Origin of the sequence: Candidatus Pseudothioglobus sp. Uisw_016, assembly GCF_048087635.1 — a bacterium.
Lineage (GTDB): Bacteria > Pseudomonadota > Gammaproteobacteria > PS1 > Pseudothioglobaceae > Pseudothioglobus.
This window is the reverse complement of sequence record NZ_CP159806.1, coordinates 742,638-764,045: the sequence shown is the minus strand read 5'-3', so window position 1 is coordinate 764,045 and position 21,408 is coordinate 742,638. Positions and strand designations below refer to the sequence as shown.

The following is a 21,408-nucleotide window of genomic DNA, read 5'->3' as shown; positions in this document are numbered from 1 at the left end:
AATTTATTTCACAAATATAGTACAATAGCTGGCATGAAATTTGTACCTAATATTTTAAAGGCTTTCCTGATCAATTTATGTTTTATCGGGATTATATTTGCCTCAGAATCTTGCCCAACAGTCTCACCAAAAATTGCTGGAGATAATCCAACAGATCAAGTGGATGCAATTCTAAACGATATAGTTTGCTCTTTTATTGATTTACAGGCAAGTAATAATGGAACTTTAGCATCAACGCTAAACCTAACAAAAAAGAAAATTCTTCCTTATGTAGATCTTGAATATTTTACTAAGATGGCTTTAGGAAATTACTGGGATCAATTAGATTCTAAGCAAAAGAAAATATTTGAACGTGATATTAAAAATTCTTTAATTGATGAATATGTTGTTATATTATCAAGCTTTAATGACTGGGAAGATGTTCAAATATCTGTCAATGAAGATTTTAGTCAAATTGAAAATATGGCTAAAGTTAAGGTTTCAGTGTCCCTTGAAGATGAAGTTAGAAATACCACTGTTACCCTTAAATTAATTCGAAGCAATCGCTGGAAAATCTATGATTTAGATTATCAAACTATTAGTATTGTAGGTATGGAAAAAATGGGCTATGATTCTAAGATCAAGCGCCAGGGAATTGAAAAACTAATTCAAAAGATGCTTAATTGATCTTGATATATGTATAAATTAGTAATCAATGGTGGCTCTCCCCTTAATGGGACCATTAAAACTTCAGGCTCCAAAAATGCTACCCTACCCATCTTTTTTGCCTCAATCCTTGCTGATGGCCCATTAAAGCTATCAAACACCCCTCAATTAAGTGATGTCTCTACTACGCTTAGACTATTAATGGATATGGGCTCTAACTTTGTCTTAGAGGAGGACAGTTCTATTTCTATTGATTCATCAGACCTTACAAACCTTATAGCAGAATATGAACTAGTCAAAACAATGAGGGCATCGATCTTAACTTTAGGCCCTATGCTTGCAAAATATAAGAAAGCTAAAATTTCACTTCCTGGTGGTTGCGCTATCGGAACACGTCCGGTAAATTTACATCTTAGTGCGCTAGAAAAAATGGGCGCTAAAATTGAAGTTAAAAATGGATATATTAATGCGAGCACTAATGAGCTTATTGGAGCGCAGATTAATTTTGATATGATTTCTGTAACAGCGACTGAAAATATAATAATGGCTGCAACTCTTGCTAAGGGTACCACAACTATAAACAATGCAGCACAAGAACCAGAAGTAACAGATTTAATAAAATGCCTAAATAAAATGGGCGCAAAAATTATAGGTGAAAATACCTCTACCATTGTAATTAAAGGAGTTGATAATCTCAATGGTGTTAATTACTCCATTTGCCCAGATCGAATTGAAGCAGGAACCTACCTAGTTGCAGCTGCAATTACTGGAGGCAAAATTATTGTGAACAATATTGAGCCTGACTCTATGCGCTCAGTTATTGGTAAACTAATTGAAACTGGTGCGGATATTCAGACAAATCAAAACTCAATTAAACTTGATATGAAAGGAAAAAGACCTCAGCCCGTGGATATTCGAACTAGCGCTTACCCAAATTTTCCAACGGATATGCAGGCCCAATTTATGGCTCTGAACTCTATTGCTGACGGAAGCAGCACTATTACAGAAACTATTTTTGAAAATCGTTTTATGCATGTTCCTGAACTCAGCCGTATGGGAGCAAATCTTAAGCTTGAGGGCAACACAGTTGTGTGCAAAGGAGTAAAATTATTAACTGGCGCAAATCTTATGGCAACCGATCTAAGGGCTTCTGCTAGTCTAGTGTTAGCTGGGCTTGCTGCACATGGGTCAACAACAATTGAGCGCGTCTATCATCTTGACCGAGGCTATGAGATGATTGAAGAAAAATTTAAAATGCTGGGAGCGGACATAGAGCGCGTTCAGCACTAAACTAATAATTGATATACTGACATGCTAACGATCGCACTTTCTAAAGGTCGAATATTAGACCAAACACTCCCTCTTCTTGAGAAAGCTGGCCTTTCTGTATCTAAAAAAGAACTTGAAAGTAGAAAACTAATTTTAGATACTAATCTAAAAGATATTAAAGTTATAGTTATCAGGGCAAGCGACGTTCCTGTTTTTGTGCAGCATGGGGCTGCAGATCTTGGAATTGCAGGAAAAGATGTTTTGATAGAGCATGGAGCTAATGGTATTTTTGAATTACTTGATCTTGGAATCTCTAAATGCCGCCTTATGGTTGCATCAAAGGAAAACCAAAACTTAAGCAAAAGTACTTTGAAGGTGGCAACAAAATATGTCAAATCAGCCAAAGAACATTTCTTTAGAAAAGGACAGCAAGTAGAAGTTATTAAACTTTCTGGCGCTATGGAGCTTGCACCAATTGTTGGCCTTTCAGACTGCATTGTGGATCTAGTTGATACGGGCAATACTTTGAAAGCTAACAACTTAATTCCTCTAGAATTAATTTGTGATATTAGCTCAAGGCTTATTGTAAACTCAGCTGCCTTTAATACCAAACATAGTCAAATTAATGACTGGATTAAAAGCATAGAAAAAAACTTATGATCAGCTTATTGTCTTCAAATAGTGAGGATTTTGATGCTCAACTTTCTTCTCTCATCACTTGGGAGAGTAATTCTAATGAAGAGATTAATAATACTGTTAGAAAAATTATTAAAGAAGTTAAAGATAAAGGCGATAGCTCTGTATTAAAATTTACTTCAGAGTTTGATTCACTTAACGCAAAATCAATCTCAGAGCTAATAATCTCAAAAGAAAGTCTTAAAAAATCATTTGATAACTTAAACCAAAAACAAAAGAACGCACTTAATATTGCCGCCCAAAGAATTGAGTCTTATCACCTAAAACAAAAACAAGAGTCATGGAATTACACTGAAGATGATGGCACAGTATTAGGTCAAAAAGTTAGCCCTTTAGATCGCGTCGGTTTGTATGTGCCTGGCGGAAAGGCAGCCTACCCATCCTCTGTACTTATGAACAGCATTCCTGCAAAAGTAGCAGGCGTGAACGAACTAATTATGGTTGTTCCCACCCCAAAAGGGGTTGTCAATGAACTGGTATTGGCAGCAGCCCATATTGCAGATGTCGACATGGTTATTACTATTGGTGGAGCCCAGGCAATTGCAGCGCTTGCCTATGGAACTGAGACTATTCCAAAAGTTGATAAGATAGTTGGCCCTGGTAATATTTATGTTGCTACTGCAAAAAAACAAGTATTTGGGCAAGTTGGTATCGATATGATAGCTGGGCCCTCTGAGATACTTATCATTTGTGATGGCTCAACAGACCCTGACTGGATTGCAATGGACTTATTTTCTCAGGCAGAGCATGATGAAGAAGCTCAATCCATTCTACTTTGCCCTGATGAAGGCTTTATTGAAAAGGTTAGAAATAGCATTCAAAGGCTACTTCCTTCGATGGACAGGGAACATATTATTCGAACAGCACTTAAAAATAGAGGCGCATTAATTCTGACAAAAGACATAGATGAAGCAATTCAAATATCCAATAAAATTGCCCCAGAACATCTTGAACTTTCTGTTGAAAATCCAGAATCTATTCTTGATGACATCAAGAATGCTGGAGCGATTTTTATGGGTAAATACTCTTCTGAAGCTTTGGGTGATTATTGCGCTGGACCAAACCATGTCCTGCCAACCTCAAGTACCGCAAGATTCTCATCACCGCTAGGTGTTTATGATTTTCAAAAACGCTCTAGTATAATAATGGCATCAAAAGAAGGCGCTATAAATTTAGGTGGAACTGCAGCTACACTGGCTTATGGTGAAGGCCTTCAGGCTCATGCCATGTCCGCGCTTTATCGCACAAGTAAGAAATAATTATCCAGGCAGTGCCTGATAATAGCCATTTTCTTTTACAACTTTAATTGGCCAATCAAAAAGATTAGTAAGATTGCTATTCGTCAAAATTTCATCTTTATTGCCATCCATAACTACCTTTCCACCCTTTAACAGAATAACTCTTGATATTTCTGGTGGGATCTCATGCACATGATGCGTTACTAATATTACCTTCTTGCCCATAGTCATAAGTTCTCTCATAATTTCAAGATACTGAAAACAAGTACTTATATCCAGCCCACTTGTTGGCTCATCAAAAACCAATACTGCTGGGTCATTAACAAGTGACCTTGCAAGTAGAAATTTACGCTGCTCGCCAGTAGACATGGATGAGTATTCTCTATCCTTTAAACCTGATATTGAGAGAAGCTCCATGACTTCATTTGCACGGTCTAGTTTCTCAGTATTAAACTTTTGATGCTTCCATATTCCATCACTAGAATAAAAACCAGATAGGGCAACGTGCAGCCCAACAGCACTATCAGAGTAATTGTTTTGAAGGTGCGGCGAAACAACGCCAAGATTAGACCTTAGCTCCTGAACATTCCACCTCTCTTTATCAAATATTTTAATACTGCTACCCTCACTCTCAACAATATAGAGCTCACGATTTAGTAGCTTTAGAAGAGTTGTTTTACCAGAACCATTTGGCCCCAAGATAACTGTGCTTTGACTCTCATCAATGGTTAAAGAGAGATCATCAAATACTTTGTTGCTTTCTTGAAATACTGTGATATTTTGAAGCTCAATAATATTCATTATATTTAAGTTAAGTCTATGTTAAAAACTCTTAACAATCATACCAGTAGAATGGAAAAGCTCTCAAGTTGCTTTTTTTAAACTCAGATTTGGGAGTAGTTGCGATAAAAGCATTCCAATTAACATCAACATGCATCCAATAAAACCTCTTGTTGTGAGTGTTTCATCAAGAATAAGCCACCCACCAAGCACAGCAAATGCCCCTTCTAGTCCTAAAATTATTGCTGCATGGGAAGATTTAGCGTGTTGCTGGGCAATGACTTGAAGCGTATATCCAATGCCTATTGACATAACGCCAGCATAGAGAAGTGGAACTGCTGTAATGATAATAGCATCCCACCCAATGTTTTCTTTTATAGCAATTGCAATAATAAGACTTAAAAACCCAGAAACAATATACTGAATAAGTGATAGCTTCAAAGGGTCCATCCTTTTAGCAACATAACCTAGCACCAAAATGTGAGCTGCAAAAAATACGGCACAAATAAGTTGAAATAAATCACCCTTCTCAATACTAAAGTCTTCATTGATGCTTAGAAGGAATAACCCAATAATAGCAAGAAATCCTCCAAGCCAAGTTCCAGAGTTAGTTTTTTGGCCTAAGAAAATTCCAATTAATGGGACAAAAAAGATATATAAGCCAGTAATAAAGCCAGCTTTTCCGGCCGTTGTGAATTCAATACCAACTTGCTGAAAACTTGAAGCAGTAAATAAAAATAATCCAGCAACAGTCCCAGCAAAGAGTAATTTTTTAGTTGAAACCTCTTTCTTAATTGACGTTGTGTTTCTTTTAGATAGATACCAAACTAATGGCATTAATACTGAAGCTCCAATAAAAAATCTAGCTGCATTAAAGAAAAATGGCTCCATTGTCTCTGCCGCATCTTTCTGCGCGACAAATGCAAACCCCCAAATGGCTGCTGCAATGAGCATAATAATGTCAGCCCTCAATGCTTTATTTTTGCCTAATATTATCATTTGGTTTGCAGCTTGGAGCTGTACCATGCATGAAAAAATAAAGTAATAACAACTATAGACCCACCTAAAATTGAGCTACTGGAAGGCTGCTCATTAATCACTAGCCACGCACTTATTATTCCAAAAATCGTTCCTAAAGGCATAAACATAGCCACCTCTGATGCAGGTATGAATCTTGGAGCAAGTGTAATTAGGCTAAAGGCAATCGCAAGCAATATGCCGCCTGCAACAACATACATTAGTGAATCAAAAGGCAAATAAAAGGAACTTGAAAACGCCAGTCCAACAGCAGAAACAACTAGCGCATTAACTATCATAGCTGGAACCATATTGACGTTACTGTATTTTCGCGTAAGTGCAAATGAATAACCGCCAGCAATTATTGATATAACTGCCAATGAACTCCCCATAACGTTGAGGGTCCCTGTATCTCCTTTCATTACTATGTAGATACCAGTAACAATAATTAGCATTGAAATCCACGTATAAAGCTTAGGCTTTTCATTTATTATGAGCCATGAAATAATTGCAACAACCATTGGTGCTGTACTAATAATAACTAATACTTTAGCAATTGAAGTGTATTGAATTGCAGCAATAAATGTAACGCCGCCAATTCCTGAAAGGATGCCAATCCAGATTCCAGGCCTACCTATATTTTTTAGCTCTTTAAATGTGTTTTTACGGTATGTAGCAAACAAAATGGCCAATACGCCAAGTGCATAGAATATCCCACGCCAAAAAAGAATAGTAAAGGTGTCTGCATCTGCAAGCCTCACTAATACTGGATCTGGAGTCAGCATCAAAACTCCAAAAAAAGCAATGAGTAGTCCTTTTAAATGATTATTCATATTTAAAGCTTGCGGAAGTTTACGTTAGTAAGATTATTAGGGGTCAGGTTAGCTGGTCTCTTGCCAGCTTAGTGCTATACCAAGAGTGACAGAATAAAGTCACAATAACAATCGTTCCACCAATTAAAGCATTCGTTGATGGTTCTTCATTTATAACATACCAAGCTATTAAAGTTCCCAACACTGTCTCTAGAGGCATAATCATTCCAACTTCAGCTGCAGGCATATATCTTGGCGCAATTGTTATTAAACTAAATGAAATTGAAAGTATTGCCCCCATAGCGATTATGTATTTTACCACCTCGGGTGGAACTGAAATTTTACTGGCCATTACATAGGCTATAAGGGCAGCAATTACCCCACCAATTGCATTTACAGGCACCATATTGACATCTTTATATTTGCGAGTCAAAGTAAAAGTAAATCCCATCATCACTGCTGTAATCAAGGCAAAAAAGTCACCAACAAGGTTTTCTCCCCCAAGACTTCCACTCATAACAATGTAAATTCCAATAAAAACAATGATCATAGAAGCCCAGGTCACTAGACTGGATTTTTCTTTAAGTAGAAACCAAGAGACAATTGCTATCATTATTGGGCCAGTACTTATAATGACAAGAGCATTTGCAATTGATGTATAAACAATTGCGAATACAAACGTTCCTGTACTGATTCCGGAAAAAAAGCCTATTAATAAGCCTCCTCTTCCAATTTTTTTGAATTCTTCTAACGTCTTTAAGCGGTACTTTATAAAGACTAATAAAGAAACCCCTACGGCATATAAGAGCCCTCGCCAAAAAAGAACTGTCCAGCTATCAACCTCTGGAGAAGCCTCCTCAACTAACCTAATAAGAACAGAATCTGGACTTAACAGAATTACCGCAAAAACGGTCATTAGAAGTCCTTTTAGATGCCTAGACATAAGCTATAAATTCACTTTTATTAATGTCCATTAGATAAGCTTTAAGGCAAAAAAAAAAATATAATCTAGCTAAAGATTGATTTATCTTTTTGATTCAAAATTCTTAAGTTTGAGAAGTTACGTAAAGCAAAGTAGGCGCCAAATATAACGCCTGACCATACTAAGTTACCTGCCACTGTATTTTGAAAAAATGGAATTGCCATTGTAAAACAAAGCATAAGACCTTCAAGAGTTTTTGCATACATTGGTGAAAATGCCCAAACTGCAAAATTAGTTGCTAAGAAAAAAACAATAGAGCTTGCTAAAGCAGCTCCTGCAATTTTTAATACGCTAAGTTTCTTTTGTAGGAAGTTTTTAAATACAATTGGAAATAGGAGAGCAAGATAAACAACAAACATAGACTTAGAGCCAAACCAACTTGCTGAAAGTGAGCCAAAAGCAAAATAGTCACAAAGCAGCATAGTGGCGATAACAGCAACGATAGCCATGTACCTTTTTACAAAAATAAATCCTGCAAATAATGCTATTGCGGCCATAGGTGTAAAGTTAGGTGGATGAGGTAGCAATCTTCCTGCAACTCCTAATGAAATTAACACTGCTAGAATAACTAAATAACTGAAACTTGAATTAAGTTTGTGATCTTGATTGCTCATCATTTCTCTCCTAAATTTTTCAAACAATAATATATTAAAATGCTTCCATATTCAAGCGAATAAATGTATCCTCTAAAAGTATAACATCTTGCGCTCCAACCATTGACATTAAGCCATTAACGTACAATGCCCAATAAGTATTTCCAACTGCTTCAACCCCAGCTAAAGACATGATTTGAGGACCAAAACTTGTATCTTTAACGCCAACAGTAACTAACTCACTTATAGCTTCATATGCGTTAAGCCCCTTATCAACTTGTTTAATTGCCGTTAAACTTAACTCATCTGCAGAAGTAACTACTAATGAAAGCTGAATAGTTTCAACGGAATCATCACCAGAAGATAATGAAGGTTGAAGAAAGATAGCACTAAGCAAAACTATAGCTAGAAGTTTTAGATTAAATTTCATTTCAATTAAAAATGACAATATAAAAACTCGGATTTTATATCAAAAACAATAAACTGCAATAGTCAACAAGCAAAAACAAGTAATTTGCTTAGAATGGAAATTTTTTATTTCCAAGTCCAGGCATCTTTGAAAAATCAGGCATTCCACCTTCGCCTTGCATATCACCCATTTGCTGCATCATTTTTTTCATTTTACCGCCCTTCATTTTCTTCATTGTTTTTTGCATCTTTTCAAATTGCTTTAACAATTTATTTACTTGTTGAACATCTGTACCAGACCCATCAGCAATCCTTTTTTTACGAGAGCCCTTGATTAAGTTAACATGGTTTCTTTCTTTTGGAGTCATTGAGTTAATAATTGCAACCATTCGGCTGCTTTCAGTATCCCCGATTACTTGATTTTTAACACTTTTAGGCATCTTCCCCATTCCAGGCATTTTGTCCATTAAAGCCCCCATTCCGCCCATTTGCTGCATTTGCATTAACTGATCCCTCATATCATCAAGATCGAATCTGCCTTTCGCCATTTTTTGGACATTCTTCTGAGCTTTTTTATGATCAACTTTTTTTGAAATCTCTTCAACCAAAGAAAGAACATCACCCATACCAAGAATACGAGAAACAAGTCTGTCTGGATAAAATGGCTCTAAAGCGTCGGTCTTTTCACCAACACCCATAAATTTAATAGGCTTTCCAGTTATATGTTTTACAGATAGAGCAGCGCCGCCTCTTGCATCACCATCGGTCTTTGTTAATATGATTCCAGTAAGTGGAAGCATATCTGAGAATGTTTTTGCAGTATGCGCAGCGTCTTGCCCTGTCATTGAGTCAACAACAAACAACGTTTCTATTGGATTAACTTGCTTCTGAAGAATTTGAATTTCAGACATCATTTGCTCATCAACATGAAGTCTTCCGGCAGTATCAACTAAAAGAACATCATGAAACTGTGATTGAGCTTGTTTTTTTGCATCTGCAACTATTTTTTCTGGCTTCTCATCGACAGTTGAAGGAAAAAAATCAACACCTATCTGCTCAGCAAGAATTTTAAGCTGCTCAATAGCAGCAGGTCTATAAACATCTGCACTGACTACAAGAACTTTCTTTTTTTGCTCTTCTTTTAAATAACGAGCTAACTTGGCAATTGAGGTTGTTTTTCCTGAACCTTGAAGGCCTGCTACCATTACAACTGCTGGTGGCTGAGTTGCAAGGTTTAGAGATTCATTCTGGCCACCTATTACTTCTGTTAACTCAGCTTCAACTAGCTTAATAAAGGCTTGAGATGGGCTCAGCCCCTCCCCTACTTTAAGTCCAATTGCTTTACTTTGAACTCGCTCTATAAAATACTTAATGACATCAAGCGCAACATCAGCCTCCAAGAGAGATCTTCTGACTTCTCTTATGGCCTCTTTAATGTTTTCATCGGACAGCTTATTTTTGCCTTGAATGGCTTTAAAGCTATTGGATAGTCGTTCCGTTAAATTATCAAACATTATGTTCTACTTGAGTGAAATATCGTATTATATAATCTTTTGCAAAGACAAAGCTAGAGATGCCTTTACTTCACGCTCTACCATTTATCGCTTATCTACTTTCTGGGCTTTTACTAACCAGATACTTTGTTTTAGATTCAGTAACAAATCAACATCGAACAATTGTGAATTTAATGCTTCTAATAGCTTGCTCTTCACATTGCTATATTTTGTTTGAGTTGTGGCAGCAGGATGGTGTATTTTTTGGACTAACTGTGAGCATTTCATTTGTAGCATGGGTTGTAGCTACACTTTTATTTCTAACCTCTTTCAGTAAGCCTATTCACTCTCTAGGGATCCTTGTATACCCTCTAAGTGCATTTGCAGTCATTATTGCTTTTTTATTTCCAGGAACCCAAGGTAAGCTTATTTCTATGTCAATTGCAGCTCATGCTTTTCTGTCAATTGGTGCATATGCTCTTCTTGCCATTGCAGTTGCTCAATCTGTCCTTGTAAGTATCCAAGAGCGTTTTTTACATGAACATAACTTTAATACTTTTGTCGATAAGCTTCCAGCACTTCAAACTATGGAAGCGTTCCTTTATCAAACATTAAAAATGGGGTTTTTGCTCCTCACCCTCTCTTTAATCTCAGGTTATCTCTATATCGATGATTTTTTTACACAAAAACTTACCTATAAAACCATCCTCTCAATCATTGCTTGGATTGGTTTTGCTGGGATTCTGCTTGGGCATAAGATTTTTGGCTGGAGAGGAAAACTTATAGCCGTATCAACTCAAACTGCTTTTGCCATATTGGTTTTATCTTACTTTGGTACCAAGTTTTTTTTAGAGATATTATGAGTATAAAAACTTTAAATGGAGAATGCCTTTGCGGCATAGTCTCATGGCAAATGAAAGGGCCTTATGAGTTCTTTGGAATGTGTCAGTGCTCCCGATGTCGAAAAGTAACTGGGGCAGCATTTGCAGCAAATCTTTTTGTCAAGCCTGAGCAATTTTTATGGCGCTCAGGTGAGAATAAAAGGGGCGAATACACTTTACCTCTTCCAAATACCTTTGGCAATGCGTTTTGTAACAAATGTGGATCACGAGTCCCAAGGCAAACTGCAAAAGGTTGGATGTTATTACCGTTAGGCAGCACAATGGAAGCACCCAATATTTCGCCTACATTAGTTCAGCTTGAAGACCATACTGAATGGTTTACTAAATTAAATGAAATAGTTTAATCAATATGAAGAACTGCAAGAAAAGCCTCTTGCGGAATATCCACTCTCCCAATTGAACGCATCCTCTTCTTACCCTTCTTCTGCTTTTCAAGTAACTTCTTTTTCCGAGTAATGTCACCACCATAACACTTTGCCGTAACGTTTTTTCTAAGTGCCTTAACATTTGTTCTTGAGATTATCTTAACTCCAATGCATGCCTGGATTGCAACATCAAACATCTGTCTAGGGATAAGCTCCTTCATTTTTTCAGCAATTTCTCGGCCCTTATAAGTAGAGTTGTCACGATGGATAATTAAAGCCAAAGCATCAACACTTTCATTATTTATCAATATATCTAAACGTATTAAATCAGCAGCCTGATAACGCTCAAAATGATAGTCCATAGAGGCAAAACCTCTTGATGCAGATTTAAGTTTATCAAAGAAATCTAAAACCACTTCATTTAATGGGATCTCATAAACAATAGAGACTTGCCTGCCCATATAGTTTATATTTTTTTGAACACCTCTCTTTTCAACACAAAGACTTATTACTGGCCCAACATACTCACTGGTTACTAAAATATTTGCTGTAATAATTGGCTCTCTAAATTCAGCTATAGTCTGAACTGGAGGAAGTTTTGATGGACTATCAATTTTTGTTACGTTGCCTTTAGTATCAAGAATTTCATAGATTACCGTTGGTGCAGTTGTTATTAAGTCTAAGTCATATTCACGCTCAAGACGCTCCTGAACAATCTCCATATGAAGAAGACCTAAAAAGCCAATCCTAAAGCCGAACCCAAGTGCGTCCGAGTTTTCAGGCTCATACTGTAAAGCCGCATCATTTAAGCGAAGCTTCGCTAGTGCATCTCTAAATTTCTCATAGTCTTCTCCGGATGTAGGGAAAAGCCCTGCAAAAACTCTTGGCTGTACAGGCTTAAAACCATCTAAAGGCTTCTCAACTGGATTTTTGCTACTAATTATGGTGTCGCCAACTGGAGCTCCATCAATATTTTTGATACTGGCAATTAAGTAACCAACCTCTCCAGCCTTTAAGCTATCGGTCTTAGTTCTTTTAGGTGTAAAAATACCTACTTCATCTACTAAATGCTCACTCTTATTAGAGAAGATTTTAATTTTTGTTTTAGCTTTAATTTCACCATCAATCACTCTGATTAAAGAGACAACACCTAAATAATTATCAAACCATGAATCAATTATGAGCGCTTTAATTGGGGCATCTACATTGCCTTCTGGGGCAGGAATTTTTTCAACAATCTGCTCAAGAATCTCCTCAATTCCAATACCAGATTTAGCACTTGCATGGACTGCATCATGGGCCTCTACACCAATCACATCTTCTATCTCATCCACAACCCTTTCTGGCTCAGCAGCGGGCAAATCAATTTTGTTAAGAACCGCAACCACTTCAAGACCTTGATCTAAAGCAGTATAACAATTAGCGACTGTTTGAGCTTCAACACCTTGAGAGGCGTCAACAATTAATAGTGCTCCCTCACAAGCAGAAAGAGACCTAGAAACTTCATATGAAAAATCAACATGTCCAGGCGTGTCAATTAAATTAAATTGATATGTTTGACCATCTTTTGCATTGTATTGCAAAGAAACGCTTTGTGATTTAATCGTAATCCCTCTTTCTTTCTCAATATCCATAGAGTCAAGAACTTGTGACGACATCTCACGATCACTGAGTCCACCGCAATGCTGAATAAAACGATCAGCAATTGTTGACTTGCCATGATCTATGTGCGCAATGATAGAAAAATTTCGGATGTTTTGCATAACAATGATAAAATGACTGCTTTAAAATTAAAGCCATGAGATTATATCGTATATGAATAAAATAAACCCCACTACATGTGTCGCCACAAGTAATCTAAAAATTGACATTCCTGACAACCAGGGAAGAAACATTGTTCTCTACTTTTATCCAAAAGATGACACCCCTGGATGCACCATTGAAGGCAACGACTTTACTAGGCTCAATGAGGACTTTGCTGCAAATAATTCAGTGATCTATGGCGTCTCTAGAGACTCCATTGCATCGCACGATAAATTCATCAAAAAGTTCAACTACACAATTGACCTAATCTCAGACGAGGACGAGTCTTTGTGTAAGCAGTTTGATGTTTTAAAGCTTAAAAAAATGTACGGCAAAGAGCACATCGGTATCGTCAGATCGACTTTCGTTATTAGCCCAGACGGAGACATTCTTAAGCAGTGGGATAAAGTCAAGGTGGATGGTCATGCTGAAGAAGTACTCGACTTTATAAAGGCACTATGAACTCAAACGTTGACCACGAAGAGGTAAATAAATTTGCAGTCCTAGCAGCGCGCTGGTGGGACAAAAATTCAGAGTTTAAACCGCTTCATGATATTAATCCGCTTCGTCTTAACTATATCAAAGAGCAGTGTGGTGGATCTCTTCAAGGAAAACGCATTCTTGATATAGGCTGTGGCGGCGGAATTCTGAGTGAATCCCTGGCCCTTGAAGGAGCTACTGTGGTTGGTATTGATCTCGCTGAAGCAGGCCTTGAAGTTGCTAAACTTCATTTGCTGGAATCTGGCCTTGATATTGACTATAAGTTTATATCTGCAGAAGAATTAGTAGAATCTGAACAAGAGTCTTTTGATGTCATAGCATGTCTTGAAATGCTAGAGCATGTTCCAGACCCATCATTAGTTATTGAAGCTTGCTCTAAATTAGTTAAGTCAAATGGAAGGGTTTTTTTCTCAACAATAAATAGAAATCCAAAAGCATATTTCTTTGCTATTGTTGGTGCAGAATATATTTTAAATCTCCTACCTAAGGGGACTCATAACTACGAGAAGTTTATACGCCCAAGTGAGATTGATGGTTGGGCTCGAACTTGGGATTTATCAATTAGCTCAATGATTGGAATGACTTACAACCCAATTACTAAAAAATACAAACTAGGTGATGATGTAAGCGTTAATTATATGACGCAATACAAAAAGAGGTAGAAACAAAATAAACAAATTGATATCTTATTTTTTGTAGTTAATTTGAATCACAATTGCCTGAGTTTTATCTAATATCATTGTGTTGTTTATATAGTAATTAAATTGCAACAAATGATTGGCCTCAAGACTAATACTTGCCTCCAACCCAATTTGAATATTGACTGGCTTGATACTGTACACTAGTAATTTATCAGCATTAATATTAAGTAAAGACTCGCTATTTTCATCAATAGCTGTGACACTTGAGGTACAAATCGAACGTAAAGTCATAATATTAAAATCTTTAATAGGGCCATTATGAAGAGTAGCGTCAATCAAATCCTCACCTTTAAAATTTGCATAATCAAATGATGAATTTAGCACTTTAAAGATTCCATTAGGCTTATTGAGGGTTATCCCAGAACCTTCGAGTAATAACAAAGTACGATCATAACCACTGAAATCAGAAAAAGGGCCATCGTTGGCAACTGATGCAATACTTAAGCGCCAAGAAAAGGCCTCGTTTTTATTTGGAGTTTCAGCCAATAGTTCAACAGTTGAGCCTAAACCATTTCTCCAGGGGAGTGTCTGAAAACTCTGAGGTGAATATATTTTAAATGGCTTCATCATGATTTCTTGAGGGCATTGAGAGCTCTTATCTCAAAATAAATCACTTCAAGCTAATTTTCACAATAAATCTGAACATATGTTCATGCCTCAGAATTAATTGATATCATTTACAGTCTGACTAAAATCCTTAATAATTTCGTCATAATTGATATGTAAACCACCCCTAACCAACCATTCTCCAGACTTTATACGACCATAGATAGCAGAATTATCAAGCGCATAGACAATTGTTGATAACCGGCCATCATTCGCATCTCTTGTCATTAAAGGCGAGTGAGAGTTGATAATTAAAGCATCTAGATCATCTCCCACTTGAAAATAATCATTTTTACTCTCACCTGCAGCCAAATGGCCATTATCAAAGACAGTATCATAAGAAATTGCAGCACTATCACCTGGCCTACCATTAAGCATAATATTTCGTTTCTGCTTACTCATTCTCTGACCATAATCTAACAATCTTAAATCTTCAAAAGGATTAATACCAATGTGAGAATCAGAGCCAATACACCAACGACCTCCTGCCTCAATAAAATCTGAAATTGGGAAATATCCATCACCCAAATTACCCTCAGTACTTGGGCAAATCACCACATTAGCTTTTGCTCTAATTATGCTTTGCATTTCATTGTCAGTTATATGAGTACTATGAATTAAGTTAGTATTTTTGCCCATACCTACTTCATTTGCTAGCCACTCAACTGGACGAGCACCAAGATGCTTCAAAGAACCTTCAACCTCCTGAGTTTGCTCTGAAATATGAATATGGCATGGCATTTGGGAGCTATATGCAAAAATTTCTTTAGTCTCATCAACGTCGGCTGCCCTCAGAGAATGCTGCCCATAACCAATTTTGACTTCAGAATCATCCTGGTATTTGCTTATTAAATCCTCAATTTGAGAAAAATAAGCATCCGTTGACTCATACTGAAAGCGACGCTGCTCTTCAGAAGGCCCCTGATTAAAACCGGCAGTACGATAGTAAACAGGAGTCATTGTAATTTTCATACCTACTCGCTTTGCAGCACTAATTAATCGCTCAGCCATTTCATTTGGATTATTATAAGACTGGCCATTTGAATCTTTATTTAAATAGTGAAATTCTACTACTTGATCATATCCTAACCTTAGCATTTCAGCATAAAGCATTGAGGCAATAACTTCCATTTGTTCAGGATTTACTTGGTCTGCAACTGCATACATTCGCTCACGCCAAGACCAGAAGTTATCTCCCTGGTGTCCTTTTGGAATATTCTCAGTTAGGCCAGCCATAACATATTGAAAGGCATGTGAATGAGCATTAGGAATAGGAGAAATTGCGTAACCTTCAACAGATTCATCAACTGCTAAAGAAGAATGGGAGTCAATGCTTAAAATTTTACCATTATCATCAGTGCTGACATAGGCAGGTGAAATCCACCCCTTCTTAAGATACATTCCTTTAAATTTCCAGTTTTTCATCTAAAAATCCTTTTAATGGTATTACAGTTGATAAATGATATGTCCATTTTTCACTGTCAAACAATTAGCATTGGCTTTAAAATGATACATCCAATGCTCAATTGATGGCGTGTCTATTAACGCAAAATCTGCGCACTTTCCAACTTCTATAGAGCCAATTTTATCAGCCTTATCTAAAGCTTTAGCTGCATAAAGAGTTACCGCCTTTAACGTTTCTTTAGGGCTCATCCGGTTAAGCGTACAACCCAACATCATAGCTAATGGTAAGTGATTACTTGGAGCTGAACCGGGATTAAAATCTGTTGCCAAAGCAACCTCTACCCCAGCATCAATGAGCATTCTTGCATTAAGAGATTTTTGAAAGGTATAAAGACTAGCTAAAGGAAGGGTAACAGCTATAGTTCCTGATTTTTTTAGTGCTTTGATGCCCTCTTCAGACACATATTCCAAATGATCAGCTGAAAAGGCTCCACAATCAGCAGCAAATTCTGCACCGCCATCCCCACTAAGTTGATCTACATGAAGTTTTATTTTTAATCCATGTGCTTTGGCAGCCTCAATAATTGGTCGAGCTTCAGTCTGAGTAAAAGCATGATCATCAATAAATATATCACAAAATTCAGCCAACTTCTGCTCTGCAATTTTAGGAATCATTTCTTCAATTATCATTCGACAATAAGCCTCTCTTGACGTTTCTTTTGGAACTAAATGCGCGCCCAAAAATGTCGACACTAAGGTCAAAGAGGTAATTTTTTTTAGATCATCATAAGCACTTAAAATCTTAAACTCATCATCAATATTGAGTCCATAACCACTCTTACATTCAACAGTTGTGACTCCTAAAGCTGTCATTTCAGTTAAAAACCCATTCGCTTTTTCAATCAACTCTTCTTTACTGGCTGCTCGTGTATCGGCAACAGTTGATGAAATGCCGCCACCTCGCTTGGTAATTTCGGCATAAGGAGTGCCAGAAACTCGCTCACCAAACTCATCTGCCCTCCAGCCACCAAAAGCTAAATGAGTGTGGCAATCAATCAATCCTGGAACTAAAAAACCTCCATTTTGAAGGACAATATTGCTATGCTCATATTGCTCTGGCATCTCTTTTGTTTTTCCAACCCATACAATAATATCTTCTTGCCAGACAACTGTGGCATTTTCAATCAAATGAACATCATTTTGAACACCTTGATCTAAGCATTGAGCTATTGTAATATTTTCAATTCGATTCATTGAAGCTTACCTATTTTTTTTTCTACCTCTTTAAGGATGTGATTACCTCTTAGCATATCAATACAAGCATCAATATCATCTCCAAAAAACTCATCTGCATCTTTATGAGACACTCTTTTGCGAATCTCCTGATGCGCTGCCTCCACTCCTTTGCCAGCTTTTAAAGGTTTACGAAAGTCGAGTGCTTGAGCTGCAGTAAAAGCTTCAATTGCTAAAACTTGCTCAACATTATTTAACACTTCCAATAGCTTAATAGCAGAAATACTGCCCATACTCACATGGTCTTCTTGTCCTAAGCATGATGGAATAGAGTCAACAGATGCAGGATGACAAAGCACCTTATTGTGTGAAACTAATGAGGCAGCTGTATATTGCGGAATCATAAAACCAGAATTGATACCAGAGTCATTCACTAATACAGTTGGGAGTCCATCCAGACCGCGCAATAATAAATAAATTCGACGCTCAGCAATACTAGCAATCTCTGCTATTGCAATAGCCGCAGAATCCATAGCTAGAGCTAGCGGTTGTCCATGAAAATTACCTCCACTGATTATGTCACCATCATTAAAAACCAAAGGATTATCCGTAACTGAATTAAGTTCTCGCTCAATTACTCGGGATGCGTACTCCAATAAATCACGAGTAGCTCCATGCACTTGAGGAATACAACGAAGTGAATAAGGATCTTGCACTTTATCACAATTTTTATGACTTTCCAATATCGCTGAGTCTGTTAAGAGTAGGCGAATATTCGAAGCTACAGCCTTTTGCCCTGGATGAGGCCTTATAGCTTGAATGCGCTCATCAAAGGGGCGAGCACTTCCCATCAAGGCTTCTAAAGAAATAGCTGCTAAAATATCGGCATTTTTTAATAAGCTGTTTGCTCTCTCCAAAATATGCGCGCCATAGGCTGTCATCATTTGAGTGCCATTAATAAGTGCAAGGCCATCCTTTGCCTTAAGATTAATTGGCTCTAAATTTGCATTTTTAAGGACAGTTTTTGCCCTAAGTTGCTCGTTGTCTTTAGCACTCCAAAAGTAGCCCTTTCCTAATAATGGCAGAGCTAAATGCGCCAAAGGCGCTAAATCTCCCGAAGCACCTAAACTACCTTTGCTAGGTACAACTGGTATCCAGTCATTTTTCAAAAATAGCATGAGACGTTCTACAACCTCAACTGAAACACCTGAATAACCCAAACTAAGAGCAACAATTTTAAGTTGTAACATTAACTTAGTAATATTTTTTGGTATAGAATCTCCAAGACCAACAGCGTGACTTAATAACAAGTTATGCTGTAATTTTTCCAGCTGCTCTGCGTCAATTTTTTTATTTGCTAGAAAACCAAACCCAGTGTTTATTCCGTAATAGCTATTACCATCATCAAGAGCATGATCAACTATAGCGCGTGATTTTTCTAGTGCACTCTTATCTTGATATAGCGCGTCAATCGTTCGCTCAAGGTCCTTATAAATATTATCTAAAGTAATCAATTTTTCACCCTATCATTGGCAAATCAACGCCTTTGTTTTTCGCAGTTTTAATAGCAACATCATAACCTGCATCTGCATGACGCATGACACCAGTTCCTGGATCCGCTGAAAGAACTCGTGATAATCGGCGATCAGCCATTGCCGTTCCGTCAGCAACACTTACCATGCCTGAATGAATTGAATAACCAATACCCACGCCGCCGCCATGGTGAATAGAAACCCAGCTAGCACCGCAAGCAGTATTAAGCATAGCGTTTAATAGTGGCCAATCTGCAATAGCGTCTGAACCATCTTTCATACCTTCTGTTTCTCGATTCGGTGATGCAACTGATCCACAATCTAAATGATCTCTTCCGATTACAATTGGAGCAGCAACCTTACCTTTTTTGACTAACCAATTAAATTTAAGCCCCATTTCTTCTCGCTCTCCATACTTTAGCCAACAGATTCTAGCAGGAAGACCTTGGAATTGAATTTGATTTTGTGCCTTATGAATCCACTTAGCAAGAGACTCATTTTGAGGAAAAGTCTCTAAAATAGCCTTATCAGTAACGTGAATATCTTTAGGGTCACCTGAGAGTGCAGCCCATCTGAAAGGTCCAGATCCCTCACAGAATAATGGACGAATGTAGAGTGGTACAAAACCTTTAATATCAAAAGCCTCACTCATTCCACGATGATCAGCAACTTGGCCGCGGATGTTATTGCCATAATCAAAAGTGATAGCACCTTGTTTTTGCATTTCTAGCATTGCACCAATATGCACTTGCATCGAATCCAATACAGCCTCTTGATAACCTTTTGAATCTTTAGTACGAAACTCTTCAGACTCTTTAACGTTATATCCCGATGGAAGATAACCCAACAACAAGTCATGGGCAGATGTTTGATCTGTCAATACATCAGGAATAATACCTCGCTTTAACATTTCAGGCAAAACGTCGGCAACATTGGCAACAATAGCTACCGATAAAGGTTGCTTTTGCTCTTTTGCTTTTAGTACTTTTTCTAATGCTTCATCGAGGTTATAGCATATTTCATCAACATAACCCTTCTCTAAACGCTTTTGTGCGCGAGACTCATCAACTTCAATTGCTAGGCAAGAGCCACCATTCATGGTTGCAGCTAACGGCTGAGCTCCACCCATACCACCAAGACCTGCTGTAACCACTAATCTACCCACTAACTCACCATCAAAATTTTGTTTAGCACACTCAGCAAAAGTTTCGTAAGTACCCTGCAGAATTCCCTGAGAGCCAATATATATCCATGAGCCAGCAGTCATTTGTCCATACATAGTTAAGCCAGCTTGTTCATATTCTCGAAATTTATCCCAAGTCCCCCATCTAGGGACTAAGTGAGAGTTTGCAATAATGACTCGTGGTGACTCTTCATGCGTTCTAAAAACACCAACAGGTTTACCCGACTGAATTAAAAGTGTTTCATCATTTTCTAGTCGTTGTAATGTAGAAATAATTTTATGATAACAATCCCAATTACGAGCTGCTTTTCCGTTACCTCCATAGACGATAAGATCTTCTGGATGTTCTGCCACATCAGGATCTAAATTATTCATTAGCATACGCATAGCAGCCTCTTGATGCCATCCTTTGCAACTTAATTTATTCCCATGTGGTGCTTTAATCATTTTGGTTCCTATTATTTAATTATCTATGTACCAAAAGTATACTTGTATATACAAGTATAGACAATCAATTTTTTAAGAGTTGCGTATAATAGAAATATGCAAAAAAATACTCCCCATTATCAAGCCTTAAAACGTCATATTATTGAAGGCATAAATAGCCAACAATGGCTTGAGCACAGCCAAGTGCCTTCGGAAAATAAACTTTGTGAGCAGTTTGGAGTAAGTCGTATGACAGCCAATAGAGCTCTAAGAGAGCTTACTGAAGAAGGCGTCTTGTACCGTATTCAAGGTTTAGGCACCTTTGTTAACGAAAACAAGCCCATTAAATCTGCCTTACAGATTAGAGATATTGCTAAAGAGGTCAAGTCACGTGGAAATCGCTTTCACTCGATAGCACTTCAACAAAAAGAAATTGTTGCACCATTACAAGCCTGTCATAACCTTAGCCTAAAGTCTGAGTCTCACATATTTTATTCACTGGTTCTTCATTTTGAAAATGACCAGCCTATTCAATTAGAGGAGCGTTATATCAATAAAGACTCGGCTCCTGACTATTTAGATATTGATCTTAGTAAAGTAACGGCAAATCACTATCTCAAAAAAATACTTCCTCTGTCTGGAGCTCAGCATATTGTTGAAGCTATTGCTGCAGATAAAGTGACTGCAAAATATTTACAAATTGAACCGTTAATGCCTTGTATTTTAATTTCTAGAGTGACATGGAGTGATAACATCCCAGTTACCTTTAGCAGATTAACGCATCCAGGTAATCGTTATCGTTTAGAGACTTGATTTTTC

Annotated in this window: 22 protein-coding genes; 9 read left to right on the top strand and 13 right to left on the bottom strand. The window is 37.4% G+C overall.

Annotation, left to right across the window (positions count from 1 at the left end; all coding sequences use genetic code 11):
- Positions 1 to 33: 33 nt before the first annotated feature.
- The 4 genes from ABXT69_RS03820 to hisD are packed head-to-tail and all read left to right on the top strand — an operon-like array spanning position 34 to position 3,869.
- Complete coding sequence (locus ABXT69_RS03820; protein ID WP_416679321.1) at positions 34 to 666, top strand: MlaC/ttg2D family ABC transporter substrate-binding protein; 633 nt, start codon at positions 34 to 36, stop codon at positions 664 to 666.
- A 9-nt stretch (positions 667 to 675) separates the two neighbouring features.
- Positions 676 to 1,935, top strand: a complete 1,260-nt coding sequence (murA, locus tag ABXT69_RS03815) for a UDP-N-acetylglucosamine 1-carboxyvinyltransferase (protein WP_416679318.1) — start codon at positions 676 to 678, stop codon at positions 1,933 to 1,935.
- Positions 1,936 to 1,956: 21 nt separating this feature from the next.
- The gene (gene hisG / locus ABXT69_RS03810) at positions 1,957 to 2,574 is read left to right on the top strand and encodes an ATP phosphoribosyltransferase (RefSeq protein WP_271558540.1); all 618 of its coding nucleotides are present in this window, start codon (positions 1,957 to 1,959) and stop codon (positions 2,572 to 2,574) included.
- Positions 2,571 to 3,869 carry a histidinol dehydrogenase gene (gene hisD / locus ABXT69_RS03805; RefSeq protein ID WP_416679316.1) on the top strand — a complete coding sequence of 433 codons (1,299 nt, stop codon included), beginning with the start codon at positions 2,571 to 2,573 and terminating at the stop codon, positions 3,867 to 3,869. Before hisG ends, hisD begins: the two co-directional genes overlap by 4 nt.
- Here hisD and ABXT69_RS03800 read toward each other — a convergent pair whose 3' ends face one another.
- From ABXT69_RS03800 to ffh, 7 genes are all read right to left on the bottom strand, one after another.
- On the bottom strand, positions 3,870 to 4,649 hold the full coding sequence (locus ABXT69_RS03800) for an ABC transporter ATP-binding protein (protein WP_416679313.1): 780 nt from the start codon (positions 4,647 to 4,649) through the stop codon (positions 3,870 to 3,872).
- A 63-nt stretch (positions 4,650 to 4,712) separates the two neighbouring features.
- Positions 4,713 to 5,627: a DMT family transporter gene (locus ABXT69_RS03795; RefSeq protein ID WP_271556317.1), complete on the bottom strand. Its 915-nt coding sequence runs from the start codon at positions 5,625 to 5,627 to the stop codon at positions 4,713 to 4,715.
- Entirely contained in the window at positions 5,624 to 6,478 is an 855-nt protein-coding gene (locus tag ABXT69_RS03790; RefSeq protein WP_416679312.1) for a DMT family transporter, read from the bottom strand. Before ABXT69_RS03790 ends, ABXT69_RS03795 begins: the two co-directional genes overlap by 4 nt.
- Before the next feature lie 43 nt (positions 6,479 to 6,521).
- The gene (locus ABXT69_RS03785) at positions 6,522 to 7,373 is read right to left on the bottom strand and encodes a DMT family transporter (RefSeq protein WP_416679311.1); all 852 of its coding nucleotides are present in this window, start codon (positions 7,371 to 7,373) and stop codon (positions 6,522 to 6,524) included.
- A gap of 92 nt (positions 7,374 to 7,465) precedes the next feature.
- Complete coding sequence (locus ABXT69_RS03780; RefSeq protein WP_416679309.1) at positions 7,466 to 8,056, bottom strand: DUF6580 family putative transport protein; 591 nt, start codon at positions 8,054 to 8,056, stop codon at positions 7,466 to 7,468.
- Positions 8,057 to 8,087: 31 nt separating this feature from the next.
- On the bottom strand, positions 8,088 to 8,462 hold the full coding sequence (locus tag ABXT69_RS03775) for a DUF4430 domain-containing protein (RefSeq protein WP_416679307.1): 375 nt from the start codon (positions 8,460 to 8,462) through the stop codon (positions 8,088 to 8,090).
- An 88-nt stretch (positions 8,463 to 8,550) separates the two neighbouring features.
- The gene (ffh, locus tag ABXT69_RS03770) at positions 8,551 to 9,954 is read right to left on the bottom strand and encodes a signal recognition particle protein (protein WP_416679306.1); all 1,404 of its coding nucleotides are present in this window, start codon (positions 9,952 to 9,954) and stop codon (positions 8,551 to 8,553) included.
- A 59-nt stretch (positions 9,955 to 10,013) separates the two neighbouring features.
- Here ffh and ABXT69_RS03765 point away from each other — a divergent pair, with 59 nt between their 5' ends.
- A complete protein-coding gene (locus ABXT69_RS03765) occupies positions 10,014 to 10,796 on the top strand; it encodes a cytochrome C assembly family protein (RefSeq protein ID WP_416679305.1) in 783 nt (260 codons plus the stop codon).
- A complete protein-coding gene (locus tag ABXT69_RS03760) occupies positions 10,793 to 11,179 on the top strand; it encodes a GFA family protein (RefSeq protein WP_416679303.1) in 387 nt (128 codons plus the stop codon). Before ABXT69_RS03765 ends, ABXT69_RS03760 begins: the two co-directional genes overlap by 4 nt.
- Here the strand turns inward: ABXT69_RS03760 and lepA are convergent.
- Positions 11,176 to 12,963, bottom strand: a complete 1,788-nt coding sequence (gene lepA, locus ABXT69_RS03755; protein WP_416679301.1) for a translation elongation factor 4 — start codon at positions 12,961 to 12,963, stop codon at positions 11,176 to 11,178. The genes ABXT69_RS03760 and lepA overlap by 4 nt on opposite strands.
- Positions 12,964 to 13,015: 52 nt before the next feature.
- Between lepA and ABXT69_RS03750 the strand changes: the two genes are divergently transcribed.
- Together ABXT69_RS03750 and ubiG are read left to right on the top strand one after the other, a co-directional pair.
- Entirely contained in the window at positions 13,016 to 13,465 is a 450-nt protein-coding gene (locus ABXT69_RS03750; RefSeq protein WP_416679300.1) for a peroxiredoxin, read from the top strand.
- Complete coding sequence (gene ubiG, locus ABXT69_RS03745; RefSeq protein ID WP_416679299.1) at positions 13,462 to 14,166, top strand: bifunctional 2-polyprenyl-6-hydroxyphenol methylase/3-demethylubiquinol 3-O-methyltransferase UbiG; 705 nt, start codon at positions 13,462 to 13,464, stop codon at positions 14,164 to 14,166. Before ABXT69_RS03750 ends, ubiG begins: the two co-directional genes overlap by 4 nt.
- Before the next feature lie 24 nt (positions 14,167 to 14,190).
- Here ubiG and ABXT69_RS03740 read toward each other — a convergent pair whose 3' ends face one another.
- From ABXT69_RS03740 to hutU, 5 genes are all read right to left on the bottom strand, one after another.
- On the bottom strand, positions 14,191 to 14,775 hold the full coding sequence (locus ABXT69_RS03740) for a HutD family protein (protein ID WP_416679298.1): 585 nt from the start codon (positions 14,773 to 14,775) through the stop codon (positions 14,191 to 14,193).
- Between the two features lie 93 nt (positions 14,776 to 14,868).
- The gene (hutF, locus tag ABXT69_RS03735) at positions 14,869 to 16,236 is read right to left on the bottom strand and encodes a formimidoylglutamate deiminase (RefSeq protein WP_416679295.1); all 1,368 of its coding nucleotides are present in this window, start codon (positions 16,234 to 16,236) and stop codon (positions 14,869 to 14,871) included.
- A gap of 21 nt (positions 16,237 to 16,257) precedes the next feature.
- Positions 16,258 to 17,469: an imidazolonepropionase gene (gene hutI, locus ABXT69_RS03730; RefSeq protein ID WP_416679293.1), complete on the bottom strand. Its 1,212-nt coding sequence runs from the start codon at positions 17,467 to 17,469 to the stop codon at positions 16,258 to 16,260.
- Positions 17,466 to 18,959 carry a histidine ammonia-lyase gene (hutH, locus tag ABXT69_RS03725; protein ID WP_416679541.1) on the bottom strand — a complete coding sequence of 498 codons (1,494 nt, stop codon included), beginning with the start codon at positions 18,957 to 18,959 and terminating at the stop codon, positions 17,466 to 17,468. Before hutH ends, hutI begins: the two co-directional genes overlap by 4 nt.
- A 7-nt stretch (positions 18,960 to 18,966) precedes the next feature.
- Entirely contained in the window at positions 18,967 to 20,610 is a 1,644-nt protein-coding gene (gene hutU, locus ABXT69_RS03720; RefSeq protein ID WP_416679292.1) for a urocanate hydratase, read from the bottom strand.
- Between the two features lie 96 nt (positions 20,611 to 20,706).
- Here hutU and hutC point away from each other — a divergent pair, with 96 nt between their 5' ends.
- Positions 20,707 to 21,402 (top strand): histidine utilization repressor, encoded by a 696-nt coding sequence (hutC, locus tag ABXT69_RS03715; protein WP_416679291.1) that lies wholly within the window; start codon positions 20,707 to 20,709, stop codon positions 21,400 to 21,402.
- The last annotated feature ends 6 nt before the right edge of the window (positions 21,403 to 21,408 follow it).